At 65.7% G+C, this 22,265-nt stretch carries 22 protein-coding genes; 9 read left to right on the plus strand and 13 right to left on the minus strand.

The window, feature by feature from the left end; all coding sequences use genetic code 11:
• Positions 1-3 precede the first annotated feature (3 nt).
• A complete protein-coding gene (locus AB7245_RS41475; protein ID WP_439035606.1) occupies positions 4-2,121 on the minus strand; it encodes a TIGR02302 family protein in 2,118 nt (705 codons plus the stop codon).
• Between the two features lie 178 nt (positions 2,122-2,299).
• On the opposite strand from AB7245_RS41475, the gene AB7245_RS41480 reads away from it, so the two are divergent.
• A complete protein-coding gene (locus tag AB7245_RS41480; RefSeq protein ID WP_014491654.1) occupies positions 2,300-2,683 on the plus strand; it encodes a carboxymuconolactone decarboxylase family protein in 384 nt (127 codons plus the stop codon).
• A gap of 117 nt (positions 2,684-2,800) precedes the next feature.
• Positions 2,801-3,709, plus strand: a complete 909-nt coding sequence (locus AB7245_RS41485; RefSeq protein ID WP_085401936.1) for an NAD(P)-dependent oxidoreductase — start codon at positions 2,801-2,803, stop codon at positions 3,707-3,709.
• 209 nt (positions 3,710-3,918) lie between these two features.
• Here the strand turns inward: AB7245_RS41485 and lysA are convergent, their stop codons facing one another.
• From lysA to argH, 3 genes are all read right to left on the minus strand, one after another.
• Positions 3,919-5,184 (minus strand): diaminopimelate decarboxylase, encoded by a 1,266-nt coding sequence (lysA, locus tag AB7245_RS41490; RefSeq protein ID WP_085401935.1) that lies wholly within the window; start codon positions 5,182-5,184, stop codon positions 3,919-3,921.
• 23 nt (positions 5,185-5,207) lie between these two features.
• The gene (gene lptM, locus AB7245_RS41495; protein ID WP_063985789.1) at positions 5,208-5,501 is read right to left on the minus strand and encodes an LPS translocon maturation chaperone LptM; all 294 of its coding nucleotides are present in this window, start codon (positions 5,499-5,501) and stop codon (positions 5,208-5,210) included.
• Between the two features lie 93 nt (positions 5,502-5,594).
• A complete protein-coding gene (gene argH, locus AB7245_RS41500; RefSeq protein ID WP_135216224.1) occupies positions 5,595-6,992 on the minus strand; it encodes an argininosuccinate lyase in 1,398 nt (465 codons plus the stop codon).
• A gap of 109 nt (positions 6,993-7,101) precedes the next feature.
• Between argH and tlpA the strand changes: the two genes are divergently transcribed.
• Positions 7,102-7,767 carry a thiol:disulfide interchange protein TlpA gene (gene tlpA / locus AB7245_RS41505; RefSeq protein WP_063985791.1) on the plus strand — a complete coding sequence of 222 codons (666 nt, stop codon included), beginning with the start codon at positions 7,102-7,104 and terminating at the stop codon, positions 7,765-7,767.
• A 10-nt stretch (positions 7,768-7,777) separates the two neighbouring features.
• Here tlpA and AB7245_RS41510 read toward each other — a convergent pair whose 3' ends face one another.
• The 6 genes from AB7245_RS41510 to AB7245_RS41535 all read right to left on the minus strand — a co-directional run bounded on the left by AB7245_RS41510 (position 7,778) and on the right by AB7245_RS41535 (position 11,890).
• Positions 7,778-7,972: a hypothetical protein gene (locus tag AB7245_RS41510; RefSeq protein ID WP_014491648.1), complete on the minus strand. Its 195-nt coding sequence runs from the start codon at positions 7,970-7,972 to the stop codon at positions 7,778-7,780.
• A gap of 237 nt (positions 7,973-8,209) precedes the next feature.
• Positions 8,210-9,091 (minus strand): 3-hydroxybutyryl-CoA dehydrogenase, encoded by an 882-nt coding sequence (locus AB7245_RS41515; protein WP_063985792.1) that lies wholly within the window; start codon positions 9,089-9,091, stop codon positions 8,210-8,212.
• A gap of 210 nt (positions 9,092-9,301) precedes the next feature.
• Positions 9,302-10,246 carry an electron transfer flavoprotein subunit alpha/FixB family protein gene (locus tag AB7245_RS41520; protein WP_063985793.1) on the minus strand — a complete coding sequence of 315 codons (945 nt, stop codon included), beginning with the start codon at positions 10,244-10,246 and terminating at the stop codon, positions 9,302-9,304.
• Positions 10,246-10,995: an electron transfer flavoprotein subunit beta/FixA family protein gene (locus AB7245_RS41525; RefSeq protein WP_071909337.1), complete on the minus strand. Its 750-nt coding sequence runs from the start codon at positions 10,993-10,995 to the stop codon at positions 10,246-10,248. Before AB7245_RS41525 ends, AB7245_RS41520 begins: the two co-directional genes overlap by 1 nt.
• Before the next feature lie 125 nt (positions 10,996-11,120).
• Entirely contained in the window at positions 11,121-11,693 is a 573-nt protein-coding gene (locus AB7245_RS41530; RefSeq protein WP_085401934.1) for a cob(I)yrinic acid a,c-diamide adenosyltransferase, read from the minus strand.
• A gap of 2 nt (positions 11,694-11,695) precedes the next feature.
• Positions 11,696-11,890 (minus strand): twin transmembrane helix small protein, encoded by a 195-nt coding sequence (locus AB7245_RS41535; RefSeq protein ID WP_085401933.1) that lies wholly within the window; start codon positions 11,888-11,890, stop codon positions 11,696-11,698.
• A gap of 241 nt (positions 11,891-12,131) precedes the next feature.
• On the opposite strand from AB7245_RS41535, the gene AB7245_RS41540 reads away from it, so the two are divergent.
• On the plus strand, positions 12,132-13,025 hold the full coding sequence (locus AB7245_RS41540; protein ID WP_085401932.1) for a YihY/virulence factor BrkB family protein: 894 nt from the start codon (positions 12,132-12,134) through the stop codon (positions 13,023-13,025).
• Here the strand turns inward: AB7245_RS41540 and AB7245_RS41545 are convergent.
• Complete coding sequence (locus AB7245_RS41545; RefSeq protein WP_085401931.1) at positions 12,952-14,226, minus strand: ATP-binding protein; 1,275 nt, start codon at positions 14,224-14,226, stop codon at positions 12,952-12,954. The two genes, AB7245_RS41540 and AB7245_RS41545, sit on opposite strands and share 74 nt — an antisense overlap.
• A gap of 103 nt (positions 14,227-14,329) precedes the next feature.
• Positions 14,330-15,202 carry a tRNA glutamyl-Q(34) synthetase GluQRS gene (gene gluQRS / locus AB7245_RS41550; protein ID WP_085401959.1) on the minus strand — a complete coding sequence of 291 codons (873 nt, stop codon included), beginning with the start codon at positions 15,200-15,202 and terminating at the stop codon, positions 14,330-14,332.
• Positions 15,203-15,426: 224 nt separating this feature from the next.
• Here gluQRS and AB7245_RS41555 point away from each other — a divergent pair, with 224 nt between their 5' ends.
• A complete protein-coding gene (locus tag AB7245_RS41555) occupies positions 15,427-16,080 on the plus strand; it encodes a DNA-3-methyladenine glycosylase family protein (RefSeq protein WP_085401930.1) in 654 nt (217 codons plus the stop codon).
• Between the two features lie 149 nt (positions 16,081-16,229).
• On the opposite strand, the gene AB7245_RS41560 is transcribed toward AB7245_RS41555, so the two are convergent.
• Positions 16,230-17,117, minus strand: coding sequence for a LysR family transcriptional regulator (locus AB7245_RS41560; protein ID WP_085401929.1), 888 nt, complete (start codon positions 17,115-17,117; stop codon positions 16,230-16,232).
• A gap of 180 nt (positions 17,118-17,297) precedes the next feature.
• Here AB7245_RS41560 and AB7245_RS41565 point away from each other — a divergent pair, with 180 nt between their 5' ends.
• From AB7245_RS41565 to AB7245_RS41580, 4 genes are all read left to right on the plus strand, one after another.
• Positions 17,298-18,272: an NAD(P)H-dependent flavin oxidoreductase gene (locus AB7245_RS41565; protein ID WP_085401928.1), complete on the plus strand. Its 975-nt coding sequence runs from the start codon at positions 17,298-17,300 to the stop codon at positions 18,270-18,272.
• A gap of 51 nt (positions 18,273-18,323) precedes the next feature.
• A complete protein-coding gene (locus AB7245_RS41570; protein ID WP_085401927.1) occupies positions 18,324-19,499 on the plus strand; it encodes an ABC transporter substrate-binding protein in 1,176 nt (391 codons plus the stop codon).
• 10 nt (positions 19,500-19,509) lie between these two features.
• Positions 19,510-21,036: an acyl-CoA synthetase gene (locus AB7245_RS41575; protein WP_085401926.1), complete on the plus strand. Its 1,527-nt coding sequence runs from the start codon at positions 19,510-19,512 to the stop codon at positions 21,034-21,036.
• A gap of 98 nt (positions 21,037-21,134) precedes the next feature.
• Positions 21,135-22,220: a DUF2855 family protein gene (locus AB7245_RS41580; protein WP_085401925.1), complete on the plus strand. Its 1,086-nt coding sequence runs from the start codon at positions 21,135-21,137 to the stop codon at positions 22,218-22,220.
• Positions 22,221-22,265 lie beyond the last annotated feature (45 nt).

Raw genomic sequence — 22,265 nt, forward strand, 5'->3', positions numbered from 1 at the left:
GAGCTATCTCGCTCCCTGGGATTCACGCCAGGTCCTGAGCTCTTCGCGCAAGGCGTCCTGCTGCCTTGCCAGGTCCTCCAGCTGATCGCTGGTCGCGCCGCGCGTCTTCTGCCGCAGCTCTCTCGATTTGCGCAGGATCTCCGCAACCTTGGGCGGCAGAGGCTTGGTACGTTGGCCGCGCTTGGAGTCCTTGCTCTGCCGGTCGGTTTCGTCGCGAAGCGCGTTCTGCTCCCGGAGCAGGTCGTTCAGCTCGCGCGCAATCTCGTCCATCTCTTTCTGCTCGGCGCTGGGCGGCCCCGGAGGATTTTCCAGCGCGCGGGCCAGGCGGTCCAGCTCGCGCGCCGCCGCTTCGCGATTGCCGCGCTGGATCAGCCGCTCGATGCGCTTCATCTGGTCGTCGAGGCCGATGGCCGGCCGCGCCAGCGGATTGCTGCGCATCTGCTGCGCGTACTGGCGCATGTAATTGTCGAGCGCGGTCCGCAGATTGTCCATGAGCTTCTTGAGCTCTTCGTCGCTGGCGCCGCGCTGAAGCGCCTGCTTGAGTGCGTCCTGCGCCGCGCGCAACGCCTTGGCGACGTCGCTGATGTTGCCGTCCTCGATCGTCACCGCAAGCGCCCACAGGCTCGCCACGACCTCACGCAGGGAATCGTCGGTGCGCGCCGCCTCGAGCTGGCGTGCGACGCTGTGCAGACCGAGATACTGCCCGGCTTCCGGCGTGAACATCTCGGGCGCGATCATCAGCGCGTCGAGCGCGGCGTAGACGTCGGAATTCTTGTTGGCGTCGAGCGCGAGGATGCGGCGCTGCTCGATCAGCGCGCGGGCGAGCGGCTTGGTGAACAGCCGGCCCGGCAAGCGCATGTTGAAGGGCTCGCTCTTCGCCTCGTTGCCGGCCTCGTCCTTGGCGGTGAGCGTCAGCGTCACGTCCGCACCGGAATAAGGATCCTCGCTGAGGTCCTTCACGGTCTGGCCGACGCCGTTGCGGGTCCGCGCATTGGGCAGGGTCAGCGCGAATTGCGGCGGCTGGAACAGCGGCCGCGCGGCCTTGCCGTCCGCGTCCTTGGTTCCGTCCTTGTCTTCGGTTGCGCGCGGAACGAATTGCGCGGCGGCGCCCGTGACGCCGTAATCGTCCTCGATCTTGTAGGAGAGCTGCAACGCGCCGTAGGCCTGACGCTCGGGATCCTTGGCGAGCGCGATCGTCGGCGGGCGGTCGGGCGTCGCCGCGAAGGCCCATTGCGGCTGGCCGGAGGGCGCGCGGACATGCGCGGTGCCGTCGCCGGTGATGGTAAAATGCTTCTCGTTGGTACCCTTCGGCGCGGCCTCGCTGGGCGCAACCTCCTTGAGGCCGCCGGAGGTGACGACATCGAGGCTGCTACCGGAGGAGCGCACGATCAGGGTCGAGCCGGCCGGAACTGCGAGTGGGCCGCTGGCAGGCAGCGCTGCGGCCTCCTTGTTGGCGGCCGACAGGATGACCGGCGGCTTGCCGGTGTAGAGCGGCGGGGTGATCCAGGCATCGACGCGGACGTTGGTCGGCGCCAGCACGCCGTTCCAGTCGAACGCGGCACCCAACCGCATCGCGCGTTCGTCGCCGGCGGCGAAGAAGGTCGCGACCAGCATCACCATGACCAGCGCGCGTAGCGCCCAGGGATCGTGCAGGGCGAGGCGCGGATGCGGCAAGCCGGCACGGATGCGCTTGAGCGAAGCCAGCGTGCGCTCGCGCTGCGCCTGCCACAGCGCCAGCGCAACCGGGTCTTTCGAGCTCAGCGTGTCCGTCAGCGTCGTCGCCGGGCGGTGACGGATACCGGAGCCACGGTCGAGCCGGCTCAGAGCCTCGTCGCGGCCCGGCCAGCGGAAACGAAGCAGCGGGACCAGAGCGGCGATTGCGGCGCCGGCAAGAACCACGAGACCGATGGCACGGATGACGGACGGCAGCGCCAGCCAGAGGCCGGCCCACGACACCACAAGGAACAGGCCAACGACAGTCAACACCCGCGCCAGATGTGGCCAGGCACGTTCCCACGCGATGGCATAAATAGCCCGATCGAGGGCCTGCGTCAGCTTCAGCCGCGACAGAGCGTCGCCATCGCGGATCGGGTCTGACGGGTCGGGGGTGACGCCGTTCAATCAATTCTCCAGGTTGCCCGGTAGAGAAGCGTATCACAACGGCAGCACTGAGGCATCCGTTCCGGTACGGGAGAGACCCCTTTTCCCGCATAACACGAGGACGTGACTGGCCGGGCGCAACCCCGTAATTTCCACGCGCCATTCCCAAGGGAAACGCAAGGGAAATAGAGGGAACGCCATGGACAAGAAGATGCACGACAAGGGCCTGGAAGTCCGCAAAGCGGTGCTGGGCGAGGCCTATGTCAACAATGCCCTGAAGAACGTCGACGATTTCAACCGTCCGTTCCAGGAGATGCTCAACGAATATTGCTGGGGCACCGTGTGGGGCCGCGAGGAGCTGCCGCGCAAGACCCGCAGCATGCTCAACATCGCCATGATCGCGATCCTCAACCGCCAGCACGAGTTTCGCGCGCATCTCAAGGGCGCGCTGACCAACGGCGTCTCCCGCGACGAGATCCGCGAGATCCTGATGCAGGTCGCGATCTATGGCGGCATGCCGGCCGCAGTCGACAGCTTTCGCATCGCGCGCGAGGTGTTCGCGGAGATCGACGGCAAGGCGTGAGGCCGACCTCTCTCCGCCGTCGTCCCGGGGGGTGCCGAGCGCGAGCCCGGGACGACGAGCGGAGAATGATCGCCGTTTCACATCCAACGAACAACGAAGAAGAAAGAAGGAAACACCATGCACATCGGATTCATCGGCCTCGGAAACATGGGTTTCCCGATGGCGCGGCGGCTGATCGAGGCGGGGCACAAGCTCGTCGTGTTCGACACGCGCAAGGAGGTCGTCGACAAGCTCGTGGCGCGCGGTGCCACCGCTGCAACCTCGCCGAAGGACGTTGCCGACCAGGTCGAGACGGTCATGGCGAGCCTGCCCTCGCTGCAGGCGTCGCTCGAGGTCGCCACGGGAGCAAACGGCGTGATCGAAGGGAGCCGCGCCAGACGCTTCATCGATCTCTCCACCGTCGGCTCGACGATGGCGGCGAAGATCCACGGCCTGCTGGCAAAACGCGACATCGTGCAGATCGACTGCCCCGTCTCCGGCGGCGTCGGCGGCGCCGAGAAGGGCACCCTGGCGGTGATGGTCTCAGGGCCCAAAGCCGAGTTCGAGCTGCTCAAGCCCGCGCTCGACGTGATCGGAAAAGTGTTCTTCATCGGCGAGAAGCCGGGCGCGGCGCAGACCATGAAGCTCGCCAACAATTTCCTGTCGGCGACCGCGATCGTGGCGACCTCGGAAGCGGTGGTGATGGGCGTCAAGGCGGGGCTCGATCCCGCCGTGATGATCGACGTCATCAATGCCGGCTCCGGCATGAACACCGCGAGCCGCGACAAGTTTCCGCGCTCGGTTTTGCCGCGAACGTTCGACTTCGGCTTCGCCACCGGATTGATGGTGAAGGACGTGCGGCTGGCGCTGGAGGAGATGAAGTCGCTCGGCCTGTCGATGGAGGTCGCGGACGCGGTCGGACGGCTATGGGAGACCGTAATCAGCGCGGAAGGCGCCGAGTCCGATTTCACCGCGGCGATCAAGCCGATCGAGAAGAAGGCGGGGGTTGTGGTTGGCGGCGCGAAAGGTGGATTGGCCGGGAAGTAGCGCCACACACTCAGCTCGTCGTCCCGGGGCGCGCGAAGCGCGAGCCCGGGACCCATAACCACAGGCTGATATGGTAACGGGGACTCGGAGTTACAGCTTAGCCAAACAACCACTTCTTGTGGTTATGGGTCCCCGCCCCCCGTGCGCAATTGCGCACTAGGCGGGGACGACAGCGAGGATGAGGCGCGGCCTTACCGCCCCTCAATCCCTCACAACCACGGCGCCGGCGTGTCCATCGCGATCAGCTGCTCGACCTCGATACGCGGGCGCACCACGGCGTATTGATCGCCCTTCACCAGCACTTCCGGCACCAGCGCCCGCGTGTTGTAGGTGCCGGCCTGCACCGCGCCATAGGCGCCCGCGGTCATGATGGCGATGAGATCGCCAGGCTTCGGCGTCGGCAGCGTGCGATCCAGTGCGAGATAGTCGCCGGTCTCGCAGACCGGGCCGACGACGTCGGCCATGATCGTGGCGGCGCCCGCGGCCGGCTGCGTCACCGGCAGAATGTCGTGATGCGCCTCGTACAGCGTCGGGCGGATCAAATCGTTCATGGCGGCGTCGATGATGACGAAATTCTTGCCGTCGCCGTGCTTCACATAGATCACCCTGGCGACCAGGATGCCGGCATTGCCGACGATCATGCGGCCCGGCTCGAACATCAGCGTGCAGCCGAGATTGTGGCTGACGCGCTTGACCATGGCGGCATAGGCGTCGGGCGCCGGCGGCGCCTCGCGGTCCATGTAATAGGGAATGCCGAGGCCGCCGCCGAAATCGACATGCGAGATGTTGTGGCCGTCGCTGCGCAGCGTCTGCACGAATTCGGAGAGGATACGGAACGCGGTCTCCATCTTGGAGAGATCGGTGATCTGGCTGCCGATATGCACGTCGGTGCCTGTGACCTCGATGCCCGGAAGTTTTGCAGCGCGCGCATAGACCTCGCGGGCATAGGCGATCGGAATACCGAACTTGTTCTCGGACTTGCCGGTCGAGATCTTGGCATGCGTGCCGGCATCGACGTCGGGATTGACGCGCACAGAGATGCGCGCGGTCTTGCCCATCTCGGTCGCAAGCCGCGACAACAGCTCGAGCTCGGGCTCGGATTCGACGTTGAGGCAGAGGATGTCGGTGGCCAGCGCGGCACGTAATTCGGTTTCGGTCTTGCCGACGCCGGAGAACAGGATCTTGCTGGCGGGGATGCCGGCGGCCAGCGCGCGCTTCAATTCGCCGCCGGAGACCACGTCGGCGCCGGCCCCGAGCTTGGCCAGCGTGCGCAGCACCGACTGGTTGGAATTCGCCTTCATGGCGTAGCAGACCAGCACCTTCTCGCCGGCGAAGGCGTCGGCGAAGACGCGGTAGTGCCGCTCGAGCGTCGCGGTCGAATAGCAATAGAACGGCGTACCGACGGTTGCGGCCAGCTCGGACAGGTTCACGGCCTCGGCGTGCAGCACGCCGTTGCGATAGTCAAAATGGTTCATGGCGTCGGCTCAGCTATCCCGGCTCATTTTTTGCCGGGAGGTTCGTCCAGGAGCGGGTCGAGGATAAACGATTTCTTCTTGCCCTTGGCGGCGGCAGGCGCTGCGTCCGCACCGTAGCCGGGATTGAACACGCTCGGCGTCCTCTGGGCTTCGGTCTCGGTGTCGGTTGGAGCTGCGACATTGGCCGTGGATGCACTGGAGGCGGTCGGCGGCAGATCCAGCGGGCCCTTGCGGCCGCAGCCGGCAAGCGCGAGCGCCGTCAGGCTCAAGACAATGATGGCCCACCCCGAGCCGGCCGGGCGAAACTTTGACGTCACGACGAAATCCCCACTACGCGGGCCGCACCATACAGAGATTGGCACGCTCTGGCGAGAGCCGGATGACCATGAAACATAAGCGAAATTTTGCCCTCAGCCCAATTTTCGCTCTTTTTCCAGCCGCTTCGCCCAGGCCTTGGCCTGCGACGCCACGTTCTTCGGCGCGGTGCCGCCGTAGCTGGTCCGGCTCTTCACCGACGATTCGACCGAGAGCACGCCGAGCACGTCCTTGGTGATTTTTGGCTCGATCGCCTGCATCTCCTTCAGTGGCAGCTCGTGTAGCGCCACGCCGCCCTCGGCGGCCTTCGCCACGATACGGCCGGTGACGTGGTGGGCGTCGCGGAACGGCATCTTCAGCGTCCGCACCAGCCAGTCGGCAAGGTCGGTCGCGGTGGCATAGCCCTCGCCCGCCGCCGCCCTCATCTTCGCTTCGTCGGGCACGAGATCGCGGACCATGCCGGTCATGGCGCGGATCGCGAGCGACAGGGCAGCAAAGCCCTCCATCGCGCCCTGCTTGTCCTCCTGCATGTCCTTTTGATAGGCGAGCGGCAGGCCCTTCATCACGATCAGGAGGCCGTTGAGCGCGCCGATGACGCGGCCGGTCTTGGCGCGCACGAGCTCGGCGGCATCCGGGTTGCGCTTCTGCGGCATGATCGAGGATCCCGTGGTGAACTTGTCGCTGAGGCGGATGAGACCGACCAGCGGCGAGGTCCAGATCACGATCTCCTCGGCAAAGCGCGACATGTGCACGGCGCAGATCGAGGCCGCCGACAGCGTCTCCAGCACGAAGTCGCGATCGGAGACCGCATCGAGGGAATTCGCCATCGGGCGGTCGAAACCGAGCGCCTTCGCGGTGGCGTGGCGATCGATCGGGAACGAGGTGCCGGCGAGCGCGGCGGCGCCGAGCGGCGATTCATTGAGCCGCTTGCGGGCGTCCTGGAAACGACCGCGGTCGCGCGCGGCCATCTCGACATAGGCAAGCAGATGATGGCCGAAGGTCACGGGCTGCGCGGTCTGCAGATGCGTGAAGCCGGGCATGACGGTCGCGGCATGTTCGAGCGCGCGATTGACGAGCGCGGCCTGGAATGCGGCGAGCGCGGCATCGGTCTCGTCGAGAACGTCGCGGACATAGAGACGGAAATCGGTCGCAACCTGGTCGTTGCGCGAACGCGCGGTGTGCAGCCGGCCGGCGGCGGGGCCGATCAGCTCGGACAGGCGGCTCTCGACGTTCATATGGATATCTTCGAGCGCGCGCTTGAACGTGAAGCCGCCCTTGCCGATCTCTGACAAAATCGTGTCTAGACCCTTGCCGATATTTTTCGCATCAGAGCCCGTGATGATGCCCTGCGCGGCAAGCATCGCGGCGTGCGCCTTGGATGCGGCAATGTCCTGGGCAAAGAGGTGACGATCGACGTCGATGGAGACGTTGATCTCTTCCATGATCTCATCGGGGCGCTCCGAGAACCGGCCGCCCCACATCTTGTTGCTCATGATCCCCTGCTCACGCCTTGCTTGCCGCTGCTGCCGCACGTTTGCTGGCCGGAGCCAGCCGTATTAAGAGGCCCCTGATAGCCATATCTGCGACCGGATGACAAACGATATGCTCGACAAGACGCCCTCCGCCACGCGCCGGATCCCCCTCGTCATCGCCACTGTGGCGATCGGGGGGCTGGCCGGCTTCGCCGCGCTGTACGGGCTGGGCCTGAACCGGGCGCCCTCAGGCGATCCGGCCTGCCGGGCCGCGGTGGCAACGGCGCAAAAAATCGCTCCCCTCGCCCATGGAGAATTGGCCGCCCTGACCGTGGCGAGCGCGCCGCTAAAACTGCCCGACCTGGTCTTCGAGGACGCTGACGGCAAGCCGAAGAAGCTGTCCGATTTCCGCGGCAAGACGCTGCTGGTCAACCTCTGGGCCACCTGGTGCGTGCCCTGCCGCAAGGAAATGCCGGCGCTGGACGAGCTCCAGGGCAAGCTTTCGGGCCCGAATTTCGAGGTGGTGGCGATCAACATCGACACCCGCGACGCCGAGAAGCCCAAGACGTTCCTGAAAGAGGCCAATCTGACCCGGCTCGGCTATTTTAGCGATCAGAAAGCCAAGGTTTTCCAGGATCTTAAAGCCATAGGCCGGGCCCTGGGCATGCCGACCTCGGTGCTGGTCGACCCGCAGGGCTGCGAGATCGCGACGATCGCGGGGCCGGCGGAATGGGCGAGCGAGGACGCGCTCAAGCTGATCCGGGCTGCGACGGGCAAGGCCGCCGCGTCGCTCTAGGCGGTGTGTCTTAAGCGGTGACGTTGAGGTTGCCGCCGACGCCGGCGCCGACATTGGCGAGCGAGGGCTGACCAGCGCCGAGCAGCGTCAGGACGGTGGATTTTTCCGCGTCCGCATTCTGCTTCATCAGCGTCGCCGTGATATTCGACTGCAGCGCGCCTTGCTGAGCGGCCAGCATGGTGCTGACCATCGCCATCATGTCCATTACGCAAACCCTCTTACCGGGCGCAGCCTAGGGGCGATGGGTTAATGCGACATGAATTGTCACGGTGCGGATGCGCGGCCGGAGGGCGAGAGCGCCGTAGGGTGGGCAAAGCGGCTTGTCCGCCGTAGCTCGAAGAGCGAAGGCGGAAGCGTGCCCACCAATTTCCACCGCATCATTGGAGAGATGGTGGGCACGGCGCTTTGCGCCTTTGCCCACCCTACGGCACCGGAAATTGGATCAGCGCGTCGGAACCGGCTTGGCGCCGCGGTAGTCGTAGAAGCCGCGCTGGGTCTTGCGACCGAGCCAGCCGGCCTCGACGTATTTCACCAGCAGCGGGCACGGGCGATATTTGGAGTCGGCGAGGCCCTCATGCAGCACCTGCATGATCGACAGGCAGGTATCGAGGCCGATGAAATCGGCGAGCTCGAGCGGGCCCATCGGATGATGCGCGCCAAGCTTCATCGCCGCGTCGATGGCCTCGACATTGCCGACGCCTTCATACAGCGTGTAGATCGCCTCGTTGATCATCGGCAGCAGGATACGATTGACGATGAAGGCCGGGAAATCCTCGGAGACCGCGACCTGCTTGCCGAGCTTGGAGACGAATTCCTTGGACGCCTCGAAGGTCTGGTCGTCGGTGGCGATGCCGCGGATCAGCTCGACCAGCTCCATCAGCGGCACCGGATTCATGAAGTGAATGCCGATGAAGCGCTCGGGCCGGTCGGTGGCGGCGGCTAGCCGCGTGATCGAGATCGAGGAGGTATCGGAGGCGACGATCGCCTCCGGCTTCAGCACCGCGCAGAGCTCGTGGAAGATCTTGCGCTTGACCTCTTCCTTCTCGACCGCGGTCTCGATCACGAGGTCGCAATCGGCGAGGTCGTCGAGCTTCTCGGCGAGCTTGATGCGCGCCATCGCCTTGGTCTTGTCGTCCTCGCTGACGGCCTTCTTGGAGACCTGGCGCGCCAGATTGCCATTGATGGTGGCCATGCCCGACTTGAGCCGGTCGGCCGAGACGTCGTTGAGCACCACGTCGAAACCGGCCAGCGCCGCGACATGCGCGATGCCATTGCCCATCTGACCCGCGCCGATCACGCCGACCTTCTTGATCACTGCCGCCATAATGTCATCCACCGGAACGGCGCGCAGATCGCGCCTGCCTCATCCCCCGAGCCGGGAGGTCCGATTTAATCAGAAACTCGATTAGATCAGAATCCTGGCTCGAAACCTAGATTGGATCGCTTCCCCGGCGTGCCCCACGCCAAAGAAAACGCCTTGAAAAAGAAAAACCGGCCGGAGTGTACCACTCCGGCCGGTGTTTTTAGCGCGTTTTTACTTGCCGAGCTTGGCGAGCGCTTCGGTGAGCTCAGGAACCGCCTGGTAGAGGTCGGCGACCAGGCCGTAATCGGCGACCTGGAAGATCGGCGCGTCCTCGTCCTTGTTGATCGCGACGATCACCTTGGAGTCCTTCATGCCGGCCAGATGCTGGATCGCGCCGGAAATGCCCACCGCGACATAGAGCTCGGGGGCCACCACCTTGCCGGTCTGGCCGACCTGCCAGTCGTTCGGCGCATAGCCGGCATCCACCGCCGCGCGCGAGGCACCGACGCCGGCACCGAGCTTGTCGGCGAGCGGCTCGATGTACTTGGCGAAGTTCTCGCGGCTCTGCATGGCACGGCCACCGGAGACGATGATCTTGGCCGAGGTCAGCTCGGGGCGGTCGCTCTTGGCGACTTCCTCGCCGACGAAGGACGACAGGCCCGGATCGGCCGCCGCAGCGACGTTCTCGACGGCGGCGCTGCCGCCTTCACCCGCCGCCGCAAAGGTCGAGGTGCGCACCGTGATGACCTTCTTGGCGTCCTTCGACTTCACCGTCTGGATGGCGTTGCCGGCATAGATCGGGCGCTCATAGGTGTCGGGGGCGACCACCTTGGTGATCTCGGAGACCTGCATGACGTCGAGCAGGGCTGCGACACGCGGCATCACGTTCTTGAAGCGCGAGGTCGCGGGCGCGACGATCGCGTCATAGCCGGAAGCCAGCGAGACGATCAGCGCGGCCAGCGGCTCGGCAAGATCGTGGGCGTAGGTCTCGCCCTCGGCAAGCAGCACCTTCTTCACGCCGGCAAGCTTGGCGGCGGCATCCGCCGCAGCCTTGGCGTTCTGGCCGGCCACCAGCACGTCGACATCCGCGCCGAGTGCGGCAGCCGCGGTCAGGGCCTTGTTGGTCGCGTCCTTCAGCGACGCATTGTCGTGTTCGGCAATCAGAAGCGTCGTCATCAGAGCACCCCGGCTTCGTTCTTGAGTTTCGACACCAGCTCGGCGACGTCCTTGACCTTGACGCCCGCCTTGCGGCCCGCCGGCTCCGTCGTCTTGAGAACCTCGAGACGCGCGGCGACGTCGACGCCGTAATCGGCGACGGTCTTCTCCGCGATCGGCTTCTTCTTGGCCTTCATGATGTTGGGCAGCGAGGCATAGCGCGGCTCGTTGAGACGGAGATCCGTGGTGACGATCGCCGGTCCCTTCAGCTTGACGGTCTGCAGACCGCCGTCGACTTCGCGGGTGACCTTGAAGTCAGAACCTTCGACCTCGAGCTTCGAAGCAAACGTCGCCTGCGACCAGCCGAGCAGCGCGGCCAGCATCTGACCGGTCTGGTTGCTGTCGTCATCGATCGCCTGCTTGCCGAGAATGATCAGGCCGGGCTGCTCTTCGTCGGCGATCTTCTTCAGAATCTTCGCGACCGCGAGCGGCTCGACGGTGCCATCAACCTTCACCAGGATGCCGCGGTCGGCGCCCATGGCGAGACCGGTGCGGATCGTCTCCGAGGCCTGCGCCGGTCCAATGGAAACCACGACGACCTCGGTGGCCTTGCCGCCTTCCTTCAGGCGCAACGCTTCCTCGACCGCGATTTCGTCGAACGGGTTCATCGACATCTTCACGTTGGCGAGTTCAACGCCCGATCCATCGCCCTTGACGCGGACCTTGACGTTGTAATCAACCACCCGCTTTACCGGCACCAAGACCTTCATCGATCCTCTTTCACTCAATTTGGGAGGGGGGTTATCAACTGGCGCGGAACCTAAAGGCCTGATCCGGCCCGGTCAACGCGCGACAGGGCCAAATTTTAGACCTTAGAAATATCGACCTCAATGGGTCAGCGATTCTGGCCCGGAACCCAGAGCACGTCGCCGGCACCATTATCGTTGGCGGCACGGCTGGCAACGAACAGGAAGTCCGACAGGCGGTTCATATACTGGATGCCAGCAGCGCCCACGGGCTCGCCGGGCCGGGCCGCCAGTTCCACCATCACGCGTTCCGCCCTGCGGCAAATCGTACGGGCAACGTGGAGGTAGGCGGCGGCCGGCGTGCCGCCCGGCAGCACGAAGGAGGTGAGCGGCGCCAGCTTGTCGTTGAGCGCGTCGATGTCGCGTTCGAGCCGCTCGACCTGGCTTGCCACCACCCGCAGCCGCTCGGCCTTGCCTTCACGCTCGGGCACCGCGAGGTCCGCGCCGAGGTCGAACAGATCATTCTGGATGCGGCCGAGCATCGCGTCGAACTCGGACATGTCATGGGTGTGGAGCCTGACAACGCCGATCGCGGCATTGGTCTCGTCCACGGTGCCATAGGCTTCGATGCGCAGATCGTATTTCGGACGGCGCTCGCCCGTTCCGAGCGCCGTCGTGCCGTCGTCACCGGTCTTCGTATAGATGCGATTCAGCGTGACCATTTTTAACGCCCCATCGCCCAGACCGAGAGCATGGCAATCACGATCGCCACGAACTGAAGCAGCACGCGCCAGCGCATCAGCTTCTGCGAGGTGTTTGGCGAGCCGCCGCGCATCATGTTGACGAGACCGAGCAGCAGCACCACCGCCACGGCGCCGGCCGCTACCGGCAGGATGAAAGTACTCAGGAGAGATGCCATTTGGGGTAGATAACACCGTGCTTGCGGATGCGCCATGGTGCCGCGGCAGCCGCCGCCGTCATTCCGGGGCGATGCGAAGCATCGAGCCCGGAATGACGGCGGGGGCGCTTCGCGATCTGGCTTTTAGGTCAATAATATCAGATGGTAGTGCGATGATTTCTGGTCTGCGCCAATTGCCCGGCTTTTTCGCCTCTCCCCGCGCACGGGGCGAGCGAGCGGCACCTGTCGTGTAGGTGGGCGCGTGAGGGCAATCCGCACCATCTACGTCGTCGTGGAAGACGCCTTCTACACCTTCCTCGCCGACGACGGCTGGGCGATCGCGAGCCATATCGCGCTGTCGACGCTGATGGCGCTGTTCCCGTTCCTGATCGTGCTGACCTCGCTCGCCGGCTTCTTCGGCTCCAAGGAACTTGCCGATCAGGCCGCAAGCCTGATGCTTCAGGTCTGGCCCAAGCAGGTCGCCGATTCGATCTCGGGGGAAGTCCACGACGTTTTGACCACGACCCGCACCGGCGTGCTGACGATCGGCGCAGCGCTGTCGGTGTATTTCGCCTCCAACGGCGTCGAGGCGCTGCGCGTCGCGCTGAACCGCGCCTATGCGGTGGTGGAGATGCGGCGCTGGTACTGGCTGCGCCTTGAATCGATCGGCTACACGCTGGTCGCGGCCTTCACCGCGCTCGCCATGGCGTTCCTGATCGTGCTTGGCCCGCTCTTCATCGAGGCGGCGCGGCGCCATATCCCGCTGGTCGTCGAGTCGAACGAGAGCATCCTCACCTGGCTGCGCTACGGCATCACCGTGGGTGCGCTGGTGGTGGCGCTGATCATCCTGCATGCCTGGCTGCCGGCGGGACGGCGCACCTTCCTCCAGATCCTGCCCGGCATCGTCTTCACCATCGTGGCGTCGCTGATCTCGGGCATCGTGTTCGGCCAATATCTGGCGCGCTTCGCCAACAACTACGTGACGATGTATGCGGGGCTCGCCTCGGTGATCATCGCGCTGGTGTTCCTGTATTTCATCGCCGCGATATTCGTCTACGGCGGCGAACTCAACGCCGCGATCATCAAGTCGCAGCTTCCTCACGGCGTTTCGCTTCAAGCAGCGCAGTCGCTAAAGCGCGCGGAGACACAGGCTTGACCAGGAAGGCGTCGGCGCCGGCCTCGCGCGAGGCCGCCTCGTCCTCGCCACGGCCGGACACGCCGATGATGGGGATCTGAGCCAGCGGCGCCGGCATGGTCCGGATCCGCCTGATGGCCTCGACGCCGTCGATGCCAGGCAGCACCATGTCCATCAGCACCGCATCGAACGCGCCCTGCGCGAGCCGGTTCACCGCGTCCTCGCCGCGCCCGATGAACTCGGCATGGTGGCCGAGCTCGGTCAGGATGGTGTTGAGCACGACGCGGCCGAACGGATTGTCCTCGACACTGAGCACGCGCAGCGCGGCTATCGCATCCGCCTCGGCTTCGCCCTTCGACTTGCGGGACTTGCGCGATTCCGTCGCGTCGAGCGACATCGTCAACGTGAAGGTGGCGCCGCCGCCGCGCCGCGGTGCGACCGTGATGTCGCCGCCCATCGCGCGCGCCAGTTGCTTGACCGAGGAAAGGCCCAAGCCGGCGCCGCCGAAGCGCGAGGCGATGGTGACATTGGCCTGGGTGAAGGGGCGGAACAGCCGCTTGATCTCGGCCATGGTCAGGCCGATGCCGCTGTCGGACACCGCGAAGGCGACGCCGACCTTGCCCTTCGCCTTGTCTCTGGCCTTGCCTTTGGCGGGACGCCAAGGCGCGACCGCGAGCGCGACACCGCCCTGCTCGGTAAATTTGACGGCATTGTCGATCAGGTTCTCGAGCGCGGCGCGCAGGCGGACGGAATCGCCGACCACCAGCCCCGGCAGCTTCTCGGAGATATCGACCTGGGCCTGGAGGCCCTTGGCCGCGGCGCGTCCGGCGAGCGAATCGCCGGCGCTGCGGGCGAGCGCGCGCAGATCGAACAAGTCCTGCCGCAAGGCACTTCCACCCTTGCCCGCCCCCTTGCCGGTCCTGGCGGCATCGACGAACAGGGTGGCAAGGCTCGCCAGATGCTCGGCACCGGCCTTGATGGTGTCGGCCCAGCGCCGCTCCCGCTCGCCGAGATCGGAGGTGGCGAGCAGGTCGCTGATCGCGAGAATGCCGGTCAGGGGGGTACGGACCTCATGGGCGAAGGCGGCGAGCGCGGCCTGGACCACGTCCGGCGCCACGGCCTTGGCGCTGCGCTTGCGCAACCGGCCGGTCGCCCCGGACCGCTTCCGAGGCGGTCGCCTGGACGTTCGCGTGGTGCGCGCTGAGCGCGTTTTCGCCGCCATGAATCCCTTCGAAGGGTCCCCTTCGATCCCCAGGCTCTCAAGCAAGCATCGCACGGCGGAACCCCTGGAGTCACGGCGGCGTTTCGCTAACCCCCAGAGAAACTTAACCTAATCCCACCAACCGGCGGATGCCGGCGGGCGTGGCGCCGGCAGCGCGCAGCTCGCGCAGGCCGGTCGAGCGACCCGATTTCGACAACTTCCGGCCCGCCTCGTCCAGAATCAGCGCGTGGTGGCGATAGGCGGGTTCCGGCAGATCGAGCAGGACCTGGAGCAGGCGGTGAACCGAGGTGGCGTGAAACAGGTCCTGCCCCCGCACGACCTCGCTGATGCCCTGGAGCGCGTCGTCGACGACGACGGACAAATGGTAGCTGGTCGGCGTCTCCTTGCGGGCCAGGATGACGTCGCCCCAGGCCTCCGGTCGCGCCGCGACGATGCCGCGCTCGCCATCGGGCCCCTCGCCAAGCTCGTTCCAGGTCAGACCGGCAACGTGTCGGCAGGCGGCCGCCATGTCGAGCCGGAGCGCGTAAGGCACGCCAGATGCAATGAGCCGGTCGCGCTCGCCGGCCGACAGCGATCTGGCGTCACCCGGATAAAGCGGCGCGCCATCGGGATCGCGCGGCCATGGCCCGGCGGCCTCGCGCGCGGTCACGAGCCTGGCGATCTCCGCGCGGCTTTCGAACGCGGGATAGACGAGACCAAGTGCAGAGAGTTTTTCGAGCGCGGCGCGATAAACCGCGAGATGCTCCGACTGCCGCCGCACCGGCGTTTCCCAGGCGATGCCGAGCCAGGCGAGGTCGTCGTAGATCGCCGTCTCATATTCCGGCCGGCAGCGCGTCGCGTCGATGTCCTCGATCCGCAGCAACAGCCGCCCGCCGGTCTCGCGCGCGCGGTCGAAATTGAGCAGCGCCGAATAGGCGTGGCCGAGATGCAAGAGGCCATTCGGACTGGGGGCAAAACGGAAAACGGGTGGCGCCATGCGGTGAAACTCGTCATGGCCGGGCATAGCCGTCCGAAGGGACGGCGTCGCTTCCGCTCGCCTATGTCCCGGCCATCCACGTTCTTCGGTGCGATACAGCGATCGTGTCAAGTCGTGGACAGATACGAACACTGTCACCCATGCTAGACATGTCGTGTGGTTAGAGAGACGTGGATGGCCGGGTCAAGCCCGGCCCTGACGCCGGAGAGAGTTTGCCGACCCAAATGACCATCCACCTCGAAACCCAGTCCGATCTCGAAGAGGCCGTCCACGCGCTGATCAAGCGCGACCCGCGCCTCAAGCCCGTGCTCGAGATCGCCGGCATGCCCGCCTTGCGGCGGCGTGAGCCGGGTTTTACGGGGCTCGCCCACATCGTTTGCGGGCAGCAGCTTTCGACCGCGAGCGCCGCAGCGATCTGGGGGCGGCTGTCGGCCGCGTTCGATCCGTTCGACCATGAGGCCGTGAGCCGCGCCCGCACCGACCGGCTGGGACGGCTCGGCCTGTCCGCCGCCAAGATCAAGACGCTGAAACATCTCGCGCGCGAGATCAATGCGCAGCGGCTGAACCTCGACGTGCTCGCCGAGGAAGACGCCGAGGCCGCGCACCATACGCTGATCGCGCTGCCCGGCATCGGTCCGTGGACGGCCGATGTCTATCTGCTGTTCTGCCTTGGACACGGCGATGCCTGGCCGGCCGGCGACATCGCCGTGCAGGAGGGGATCAAAGTTGGCCTGGGGCTCAAGGCGCGGCCGACGGAAAAGCAGATGGCGCCACTCGCCGAACCCTGGCGTCCCCTGCGCGGAGCAGCCGCGCATCTGTGGTGGAGCTATTATCGCGTGATCAAGAAGCGCGAAGGTGTCATCGCAGGTCAGGCCTGACGACGACAGATAGGTCGTGTCCCGGACGCGGTGCGGCACGAAGTGACGCACCGCAGAGCCGGGACCCATGGGCTTGGCGAGTTGGAGCATGGGCCCCGGCTCAGCAGCGCATCACTGCGTGCTGCGCTGCGTCCGGGGCACCAGGCCCCCTAGCCTCGCAGCCGCTCGCGATCGGCGCGGGCGCATTCGGCCACGAAGTCGACGACGGCCCGCACCGCGGACAACTCGACCAGATCGGGATGGGCGAGCAGCCAGAGATCGGCGACGCTGACGAGTTTCTGCGGCGCGACGCGCACGAGGTCCGGATAGCTCTCCGCGACGAAGCAGGACAGCGCAGAGATTCCGATTCCGGCGCGCACCGCCGCCAGCATGTCGCCCTGCGACGAGCAGCGCATCACCATGGTGCCTTGCCGGGTGATCGCATCGCTCCAGCGCGCCAGCTGCGCGTTCGAATCCTGGTCGGCGAAGCCGATGACGCTGTGCCCCTTCCACTCGCTGCTCCGCTCCGGCATGGACCGGCCCGCGGCATAGTCGCGCGAGGCATAGAAGCCGGTGCCGAGGCGGCCGACCCTGCGACCGACCAGATTTTCCTCACCGCTGTCGACCGGGCGCAGCACGACGTCGGCTTCCCGGCGGCGCACGCTGGCCGGAAACGGATGGGTGATGATCTCGAGCCGAATGTGATCATGTGCGCTGAGAAAAGAGCGCAGCCGCGGCATCAGCCAGTGCGAGGCCAGCGTTGCGCCGATCGACAGCTTGACCGTGCCGCGCGCCTTACGCCCGCCGGCGCCTACGGCGGCTTCGGCGCGGAGCGCGGCAGCCGCCATCGCCTCGGCATGCTCTCGCAGCGTACGTCCATCGGCGGTAAGCACGAAGCCATCGGCGGCCCGCGCCAGCAGCTTGGTGCCGAGCTGCGCCTCCAGCGCCGCGATCTTGCGGCTGACGGTCGGATGGCTGGCGTGCAGGCGCTTTGCCGCCGCGGTGAAGCTGCCGGTGTCGGCGACCGCGACGAAGGTCTTGCAGAGATCCCAATCCACCGCCGGCTCCGTACAAATCTGAATATCCGCTTGTTCAATATTGAACGATCCCCTGCGCGCCGTCCAACCCTATAGTGGGGTCAAACACGCAAGCGGCGGACACCCCGCCGGCGCGACAATCGACATGGAAGCGCTCACCCCGGCCGGCAGGCCGTTGACGCGCGTCGTCAGGAGGATCGGATGGCACTGCCCGCTCTGCTCAAGAACAATCTGGAGCTGCCCGTGGTCGGCTCGCCCCTCTTCATCGTCTCCGGGCCGGAGCTGGTGATCGCCCAATGCAAGGCCGGTGTCGTCGGCTCGTTTCCGGCGCTCAACGCCCGTCCGGTGGAAAAGCTCGACGAGTGGCTGAGCCGCATCGAGGACGAGCTCGGCGAATACAAATCGCGCAATCCCGGCAAGAAGGTCGCGCCCTACGCCGTCAACCAGATCTGCCATGCCTCCAACGACCGCTTGATGAAGGACATGGAAACCTGTGTGAAGCACAGGGCGCCCATCATCATCACCTCGCTGCGGCCGCCCGCCGAGATCGTCGAGGCCGCGCACTCCTATGGCGGGCTGGTGTTCCACGATGTCATCAACGTCAAGCACGCGCGGAAAGCCGCCGAGCAGGGCGTCGACGGCCTGATCCTGGTCTGCGCCGGCGCGGGTGGGCATGCCGGCATGCTGTCGCCTTTCGCGCTGGTGCGCGAGGTCAAGCAATGGTTCGACGGCGCGATCCTGCTGTCGGGCGCAATCAGCGACGGTTTTGGTATCGCCTCCGCGCTGACGCTGGGCGCTGACCTCGCCTATATGGGCACGCGCTTCATCGCGACACAGGAAGCCAATGCCGACGAAGCCTACAAGTCCGCGCTGACGCAGCACGCCGCGCACGACATCGTCTACACCAACCTGTTCACCGGCGTGCACGGCAACTATCTCGGCCCCTCGATTGCCGCCGCCGGGCTCGATCCGGACAATCTCCCGGTTGCCGACAAGACGAAAATGAACTTCGGCTCCGGCGGCAACATGAAATCCAAGGCGTGGCGCGACATCTGGGGCTCGGGCCAGGGCATCGGCCAGATCCTGGATGCGCCGCCGGTGGCCGAGCTGGTCGACCGGATGAAGGGCGAATTCGATCAGGCCCGGCAGGATTTCCTGATGCGCGCCAGCGCCTGACGGCTTGGTCCGACAAGAAAATTGGACTGACAAGACAAACGGGAGGACATCATGAAGCTGACAGCCGCGCTGACAGGCCTGTCTTTGCTGACGCTTGCCGCCGGCAGCGCCGGTGCGGACGAGATCCGGATCGGGCAGACCCTGCCCTATAGCGGTCCGGCATCCGGCTTCGGCGCGATCGGACGGACGCAGGAGGCGTTCTTCGAGAAGGTCAACGCGGAGGGCGGCATCAACGGCCGCAAGGTCAAGTTCATCACGCTGGACGACGCCTACTCGCCGCCGAAGACGGTCGAGCAGACCCGCAAGCTGGTGGAGCAGGACGAGGTGCTGATGATGTTCGGCTCGCTCGGCACCGCCACCAACAGCGCCGTGCAGCGTTACCTCAACGCCAAGAAGGTGCCGCAGCTGTTCGTGCTCTCGGGCGCCACCAAATGGGCCGATCCGCAGAAGAATCCCTGGACGATGCCAGGCATGGCGGCCTACGAATCCGAGGGCGTCGTCTATGCCAAGTATATCTTGCAGGCCAAGCCCGACGCGAAGATCGCGATCCTGTCCCAGAACGACGATTTCGGCCGCGACTATGTCGCGGGCTTCAAGCGCGCGCTCGGGCCCAAGGCCGCAAGCATGATCATCGCGGAGGCGAGCTACGAGACCAGCGCGCCGACGATCAGCTCGCAGCTCTCGACGCTGAAAGCGTCAGGCGCCAACGTGCTGTTTGGCGTGGTGCTCGGCAAGTTCACCTCGCAGATGGTCAAGGGTGTAGCCGAGATCGGCTGGAAGCCGGAGCTGTTGTTCGTGCCGACCTCGGCCTCCTCGATCTCGTTCCTGGAGCCGGCGGGACTGGACAATGCGGTCGGGCTGATCTCGTCGAGCAACCAGAAGGACACGATGGACCCGCAATGGGCCGACGATCCCGGCGTGAAGTCATATTTCGCGTTCATGAAGCAATACATGCCGACCGCGGATCTCTCGAACTCCAACTACGCCGCGGGCTATCACTATGCCACGCTGCTGATGACGGTGCTGAACGCCTGCAAGGACGATGTCAGCCGCGACAACATCTTGAAGCAGGCCGCGTCGCTGAAAGAGGTGAAGCTGCCGCTGCTGTTGCCCGGAATGAGCGTGTCGACCGGTCCGGACGACTATCTGCCGTTCCAGCAGCTGCAGCTCCGCCGCTTCAACGGCAAGAGCTGGGTGCCGTTCGGCGGCATTCTCGATGACCGGTAGAGGACATCCCATGATCATCAGCGGCGAGCGCAGGATCGATTATGCAGAACTCCATGCGCGGATCAGGCGGGCCGCAGGCGGGATCAGCGCGCTCGGCGGGCGCGAGGGCACGCCGGTCGCCATGATGCTGCGCAATGACTTCGCCCTGTTCGAGGTGGTCGCGGCTTCCGCCGCGCTCGGCCGACCGGTGGTGCCGATCAACTGGCATCTGAAGGCTGCCGAAGTCCGCTATATCCTGGCCGACAGCGGCGCCGACATCCTGATCTGCCATGCCGACCTGCTGCCGCAGATTCGCGACGGCCTGCCGGAGGAACTGGCGCTGATGGTCGTGCCGACGCCGCCGGAGATCGCCGGCGCGTTCGACATCCCCGCTGCACTCGCAAAGGTGCCGGACGGATTGACCGATTGGGACAAATGGCGGGACAGCCAGGCGGAACTCACCCAGCCGCCACGCCGCAGCGCGCCGATGTTCTACACGTCGGGCACGACGGGCATGCCGAAGGGGGTGCGGCGCATGCCGATGCGCCCCGAGCAGGTCGCAGCCTCCGAGCGCGTCGGGGCGATCGCCTACGGTGTGAAGCCGAACGAGGATCAGGTCGTGCTGATGAACGGCCCGATGTACCATTCCGCTCCGCACTCCTACGGCATGCTAGCCTATCGCAGTGGCTGCACCATCGTGCTGGAGCCGCGCTTCGATCCCGAAGACCTGCTGCAACTGATCGAGCGCCATCGCGTCACGCACATGCATATGGTTCCGACGATGTTCGTCCGCTTGCTGCGGCTGCCCGACGACGTGAAGCGGCGTTACGACCTGTCGTCGCTGCGCTTTGTCGTTCATGGCGCGGCGCCCTGCCCGCCCGACGTGAAGAAGGCGATGATCGATTGGTGGGGTGGCGTCATCAACGAATATTTCGGCTCGACCGAGACCGGAATTCCGGTGTGGCACTCCGCGGCGGAGGCGCTGAAGAAGCCCGGCACCGTCGGCCGCGCCATCGAGGGCGGTGTCGTCAAGATCTTCCGCGCCGACGGCAGCCCGTGCGACGTCAACGAACCCGGTGAAATCTACATGCGGCAGGCCTCGGTGCCGGATTTCGACTATCACGGCAAGGCCGAGGCCCGCGCCGAGGCGGGCCGCGACGGTCTCGTCAGCGTCGGCGACGTCGGCTATCTCGACGAGGACGGCTATCTGTTCCTGTGCGACCGCAAGCGCGACATGGTGATCTCCGGCGGCGTCAACATCTATCCGGCGGAGATCGAGAATGCGCTGATCGGAATGCCCGGCGTGCGCGATTGCGCGGTGTTCGGTATTCCCGACGCGGAATTTGGCGAGCGGCTCTGCGCCTATGTCGAGCCGGAGCCGGGCGCAGCGCTCTCGTCCGCGGCGGTCCAGTCGTTCCTGCGCGAGCGGCTTGCCAATTTCAAGGTGCCGAAGGACGTCGAATTCCGCGACGCGCTGCCGCGCGAGGCGACGGGAAAGATCTTCAAGCGCAAGCTGCGTGAGCCCTATTGGGCGGGCCACGCACGCGCCGGCGCGTAACGAACGGCTGCGAACGGCGTTTTAAACTATGTTGCTGTTGCAAAAAGATCATGGGTGAACGATGAAATGCCGGCGCAGACAGAGCCCGGATCAAAGCCATGACATCGATCGACTTCGTCGTTGCGAAAGATAACCTCGACCAGTGCAAGGTGGTCACGACCGAGCTTCCCGGCGCGGATACGCTGCCGCCTGACGCCCTGCTCGTGAAGGTCGACCGCTTCGCCTTCACCGCCAACAACATCACCTATGCGGTGATGGGCGACGAGTTGAAATACTGGCAGCTCTTTCCCGCGCCGAACGGTTTTGGCAACATTCCGGTATGGGGCTTTGGCGAGGTGCTCGCGTCCAGTCATCCGAACATCGCCGTGGGCGAGCGCCTGTTCGGCTATTTCCCGATGGCGACGCATCTCGTCATCGAGGCGACCGACGTGAGCAAGCGCGGCCTTCGCGACGGTGCCGCACACCGGCAGGGCGTGGCGCCGGTCTACAACGCCTATGCCCGCGTCAGCGGCGATCCCGCTTACGCCGGCCGGAAGGGCGATTACCAGGCGCTGCTGCGGCCGCTATTCATGCTGTCGTTCCTGGTCGACGACTTTCTGGCCGAGAACGACGATTTCGGCGCCCGCACCGTGCTGCTCTCCAGCGCCTCGAGCAAGACCGCGTTCGGCCTTGCGCATCTGTTGCACGCGCGCGGCCGCAAGGTGATCGGGCTGACGTCCGCCGGCAATGTCGACTTTGTCTCGTCGCTCGGTTGCTGTGACGAGGTCGTCACCTATGACCGCATTGCGTCGTTGCCATCGGGCGCGCCGATCGCCTTCGTTGACATGGCCGGCAACAGTGCGCTGCGCGCCGGATTGCATCGGCACTTCGGCGACCGGATGAAATGCTCCGTACGCGTCGGATTGACGCATCGCGCCACCGAGCCCGACGAAGGCGAGCTGCCCGGTGCAAAGCCGCGCTGGTTCTTCGCGCCCGACCAGATCCGCAAGCGCGCCAAGGAATGGGGCCCGGGCGGCATCGAGCAGCGCTTTGGCGCGGCATGGTCCGGCTTTGCGCCGCTCCTGGAGAGAAGCCTGACCGTGGTCGAGAGCCGCGGACCCGACGCGGTGCGGCAGGTGTTTCTCGATACGCTGAAAGGGCGTATTCCGCCGGAGCAGGGCCACATGCTCTCTCTGCTCGGGTAAACCGCTTTCGAGGCTCCTCGAACCGGTATAGCGTCAACCTCAGAG

This window comes from Bradyrhizobium sp. 604_D8_N2_3 (genome assembly GCF_051810765.1).
In the GTDB taxonomy this organism is placed as follows: domain Bacteria; phylum Pseudomonadota; class Alphaproteobacteria; order Rhizobiales; family Xanthobacteraceae; genus Bradyrhizobium; species Bradyrhizobium barranii.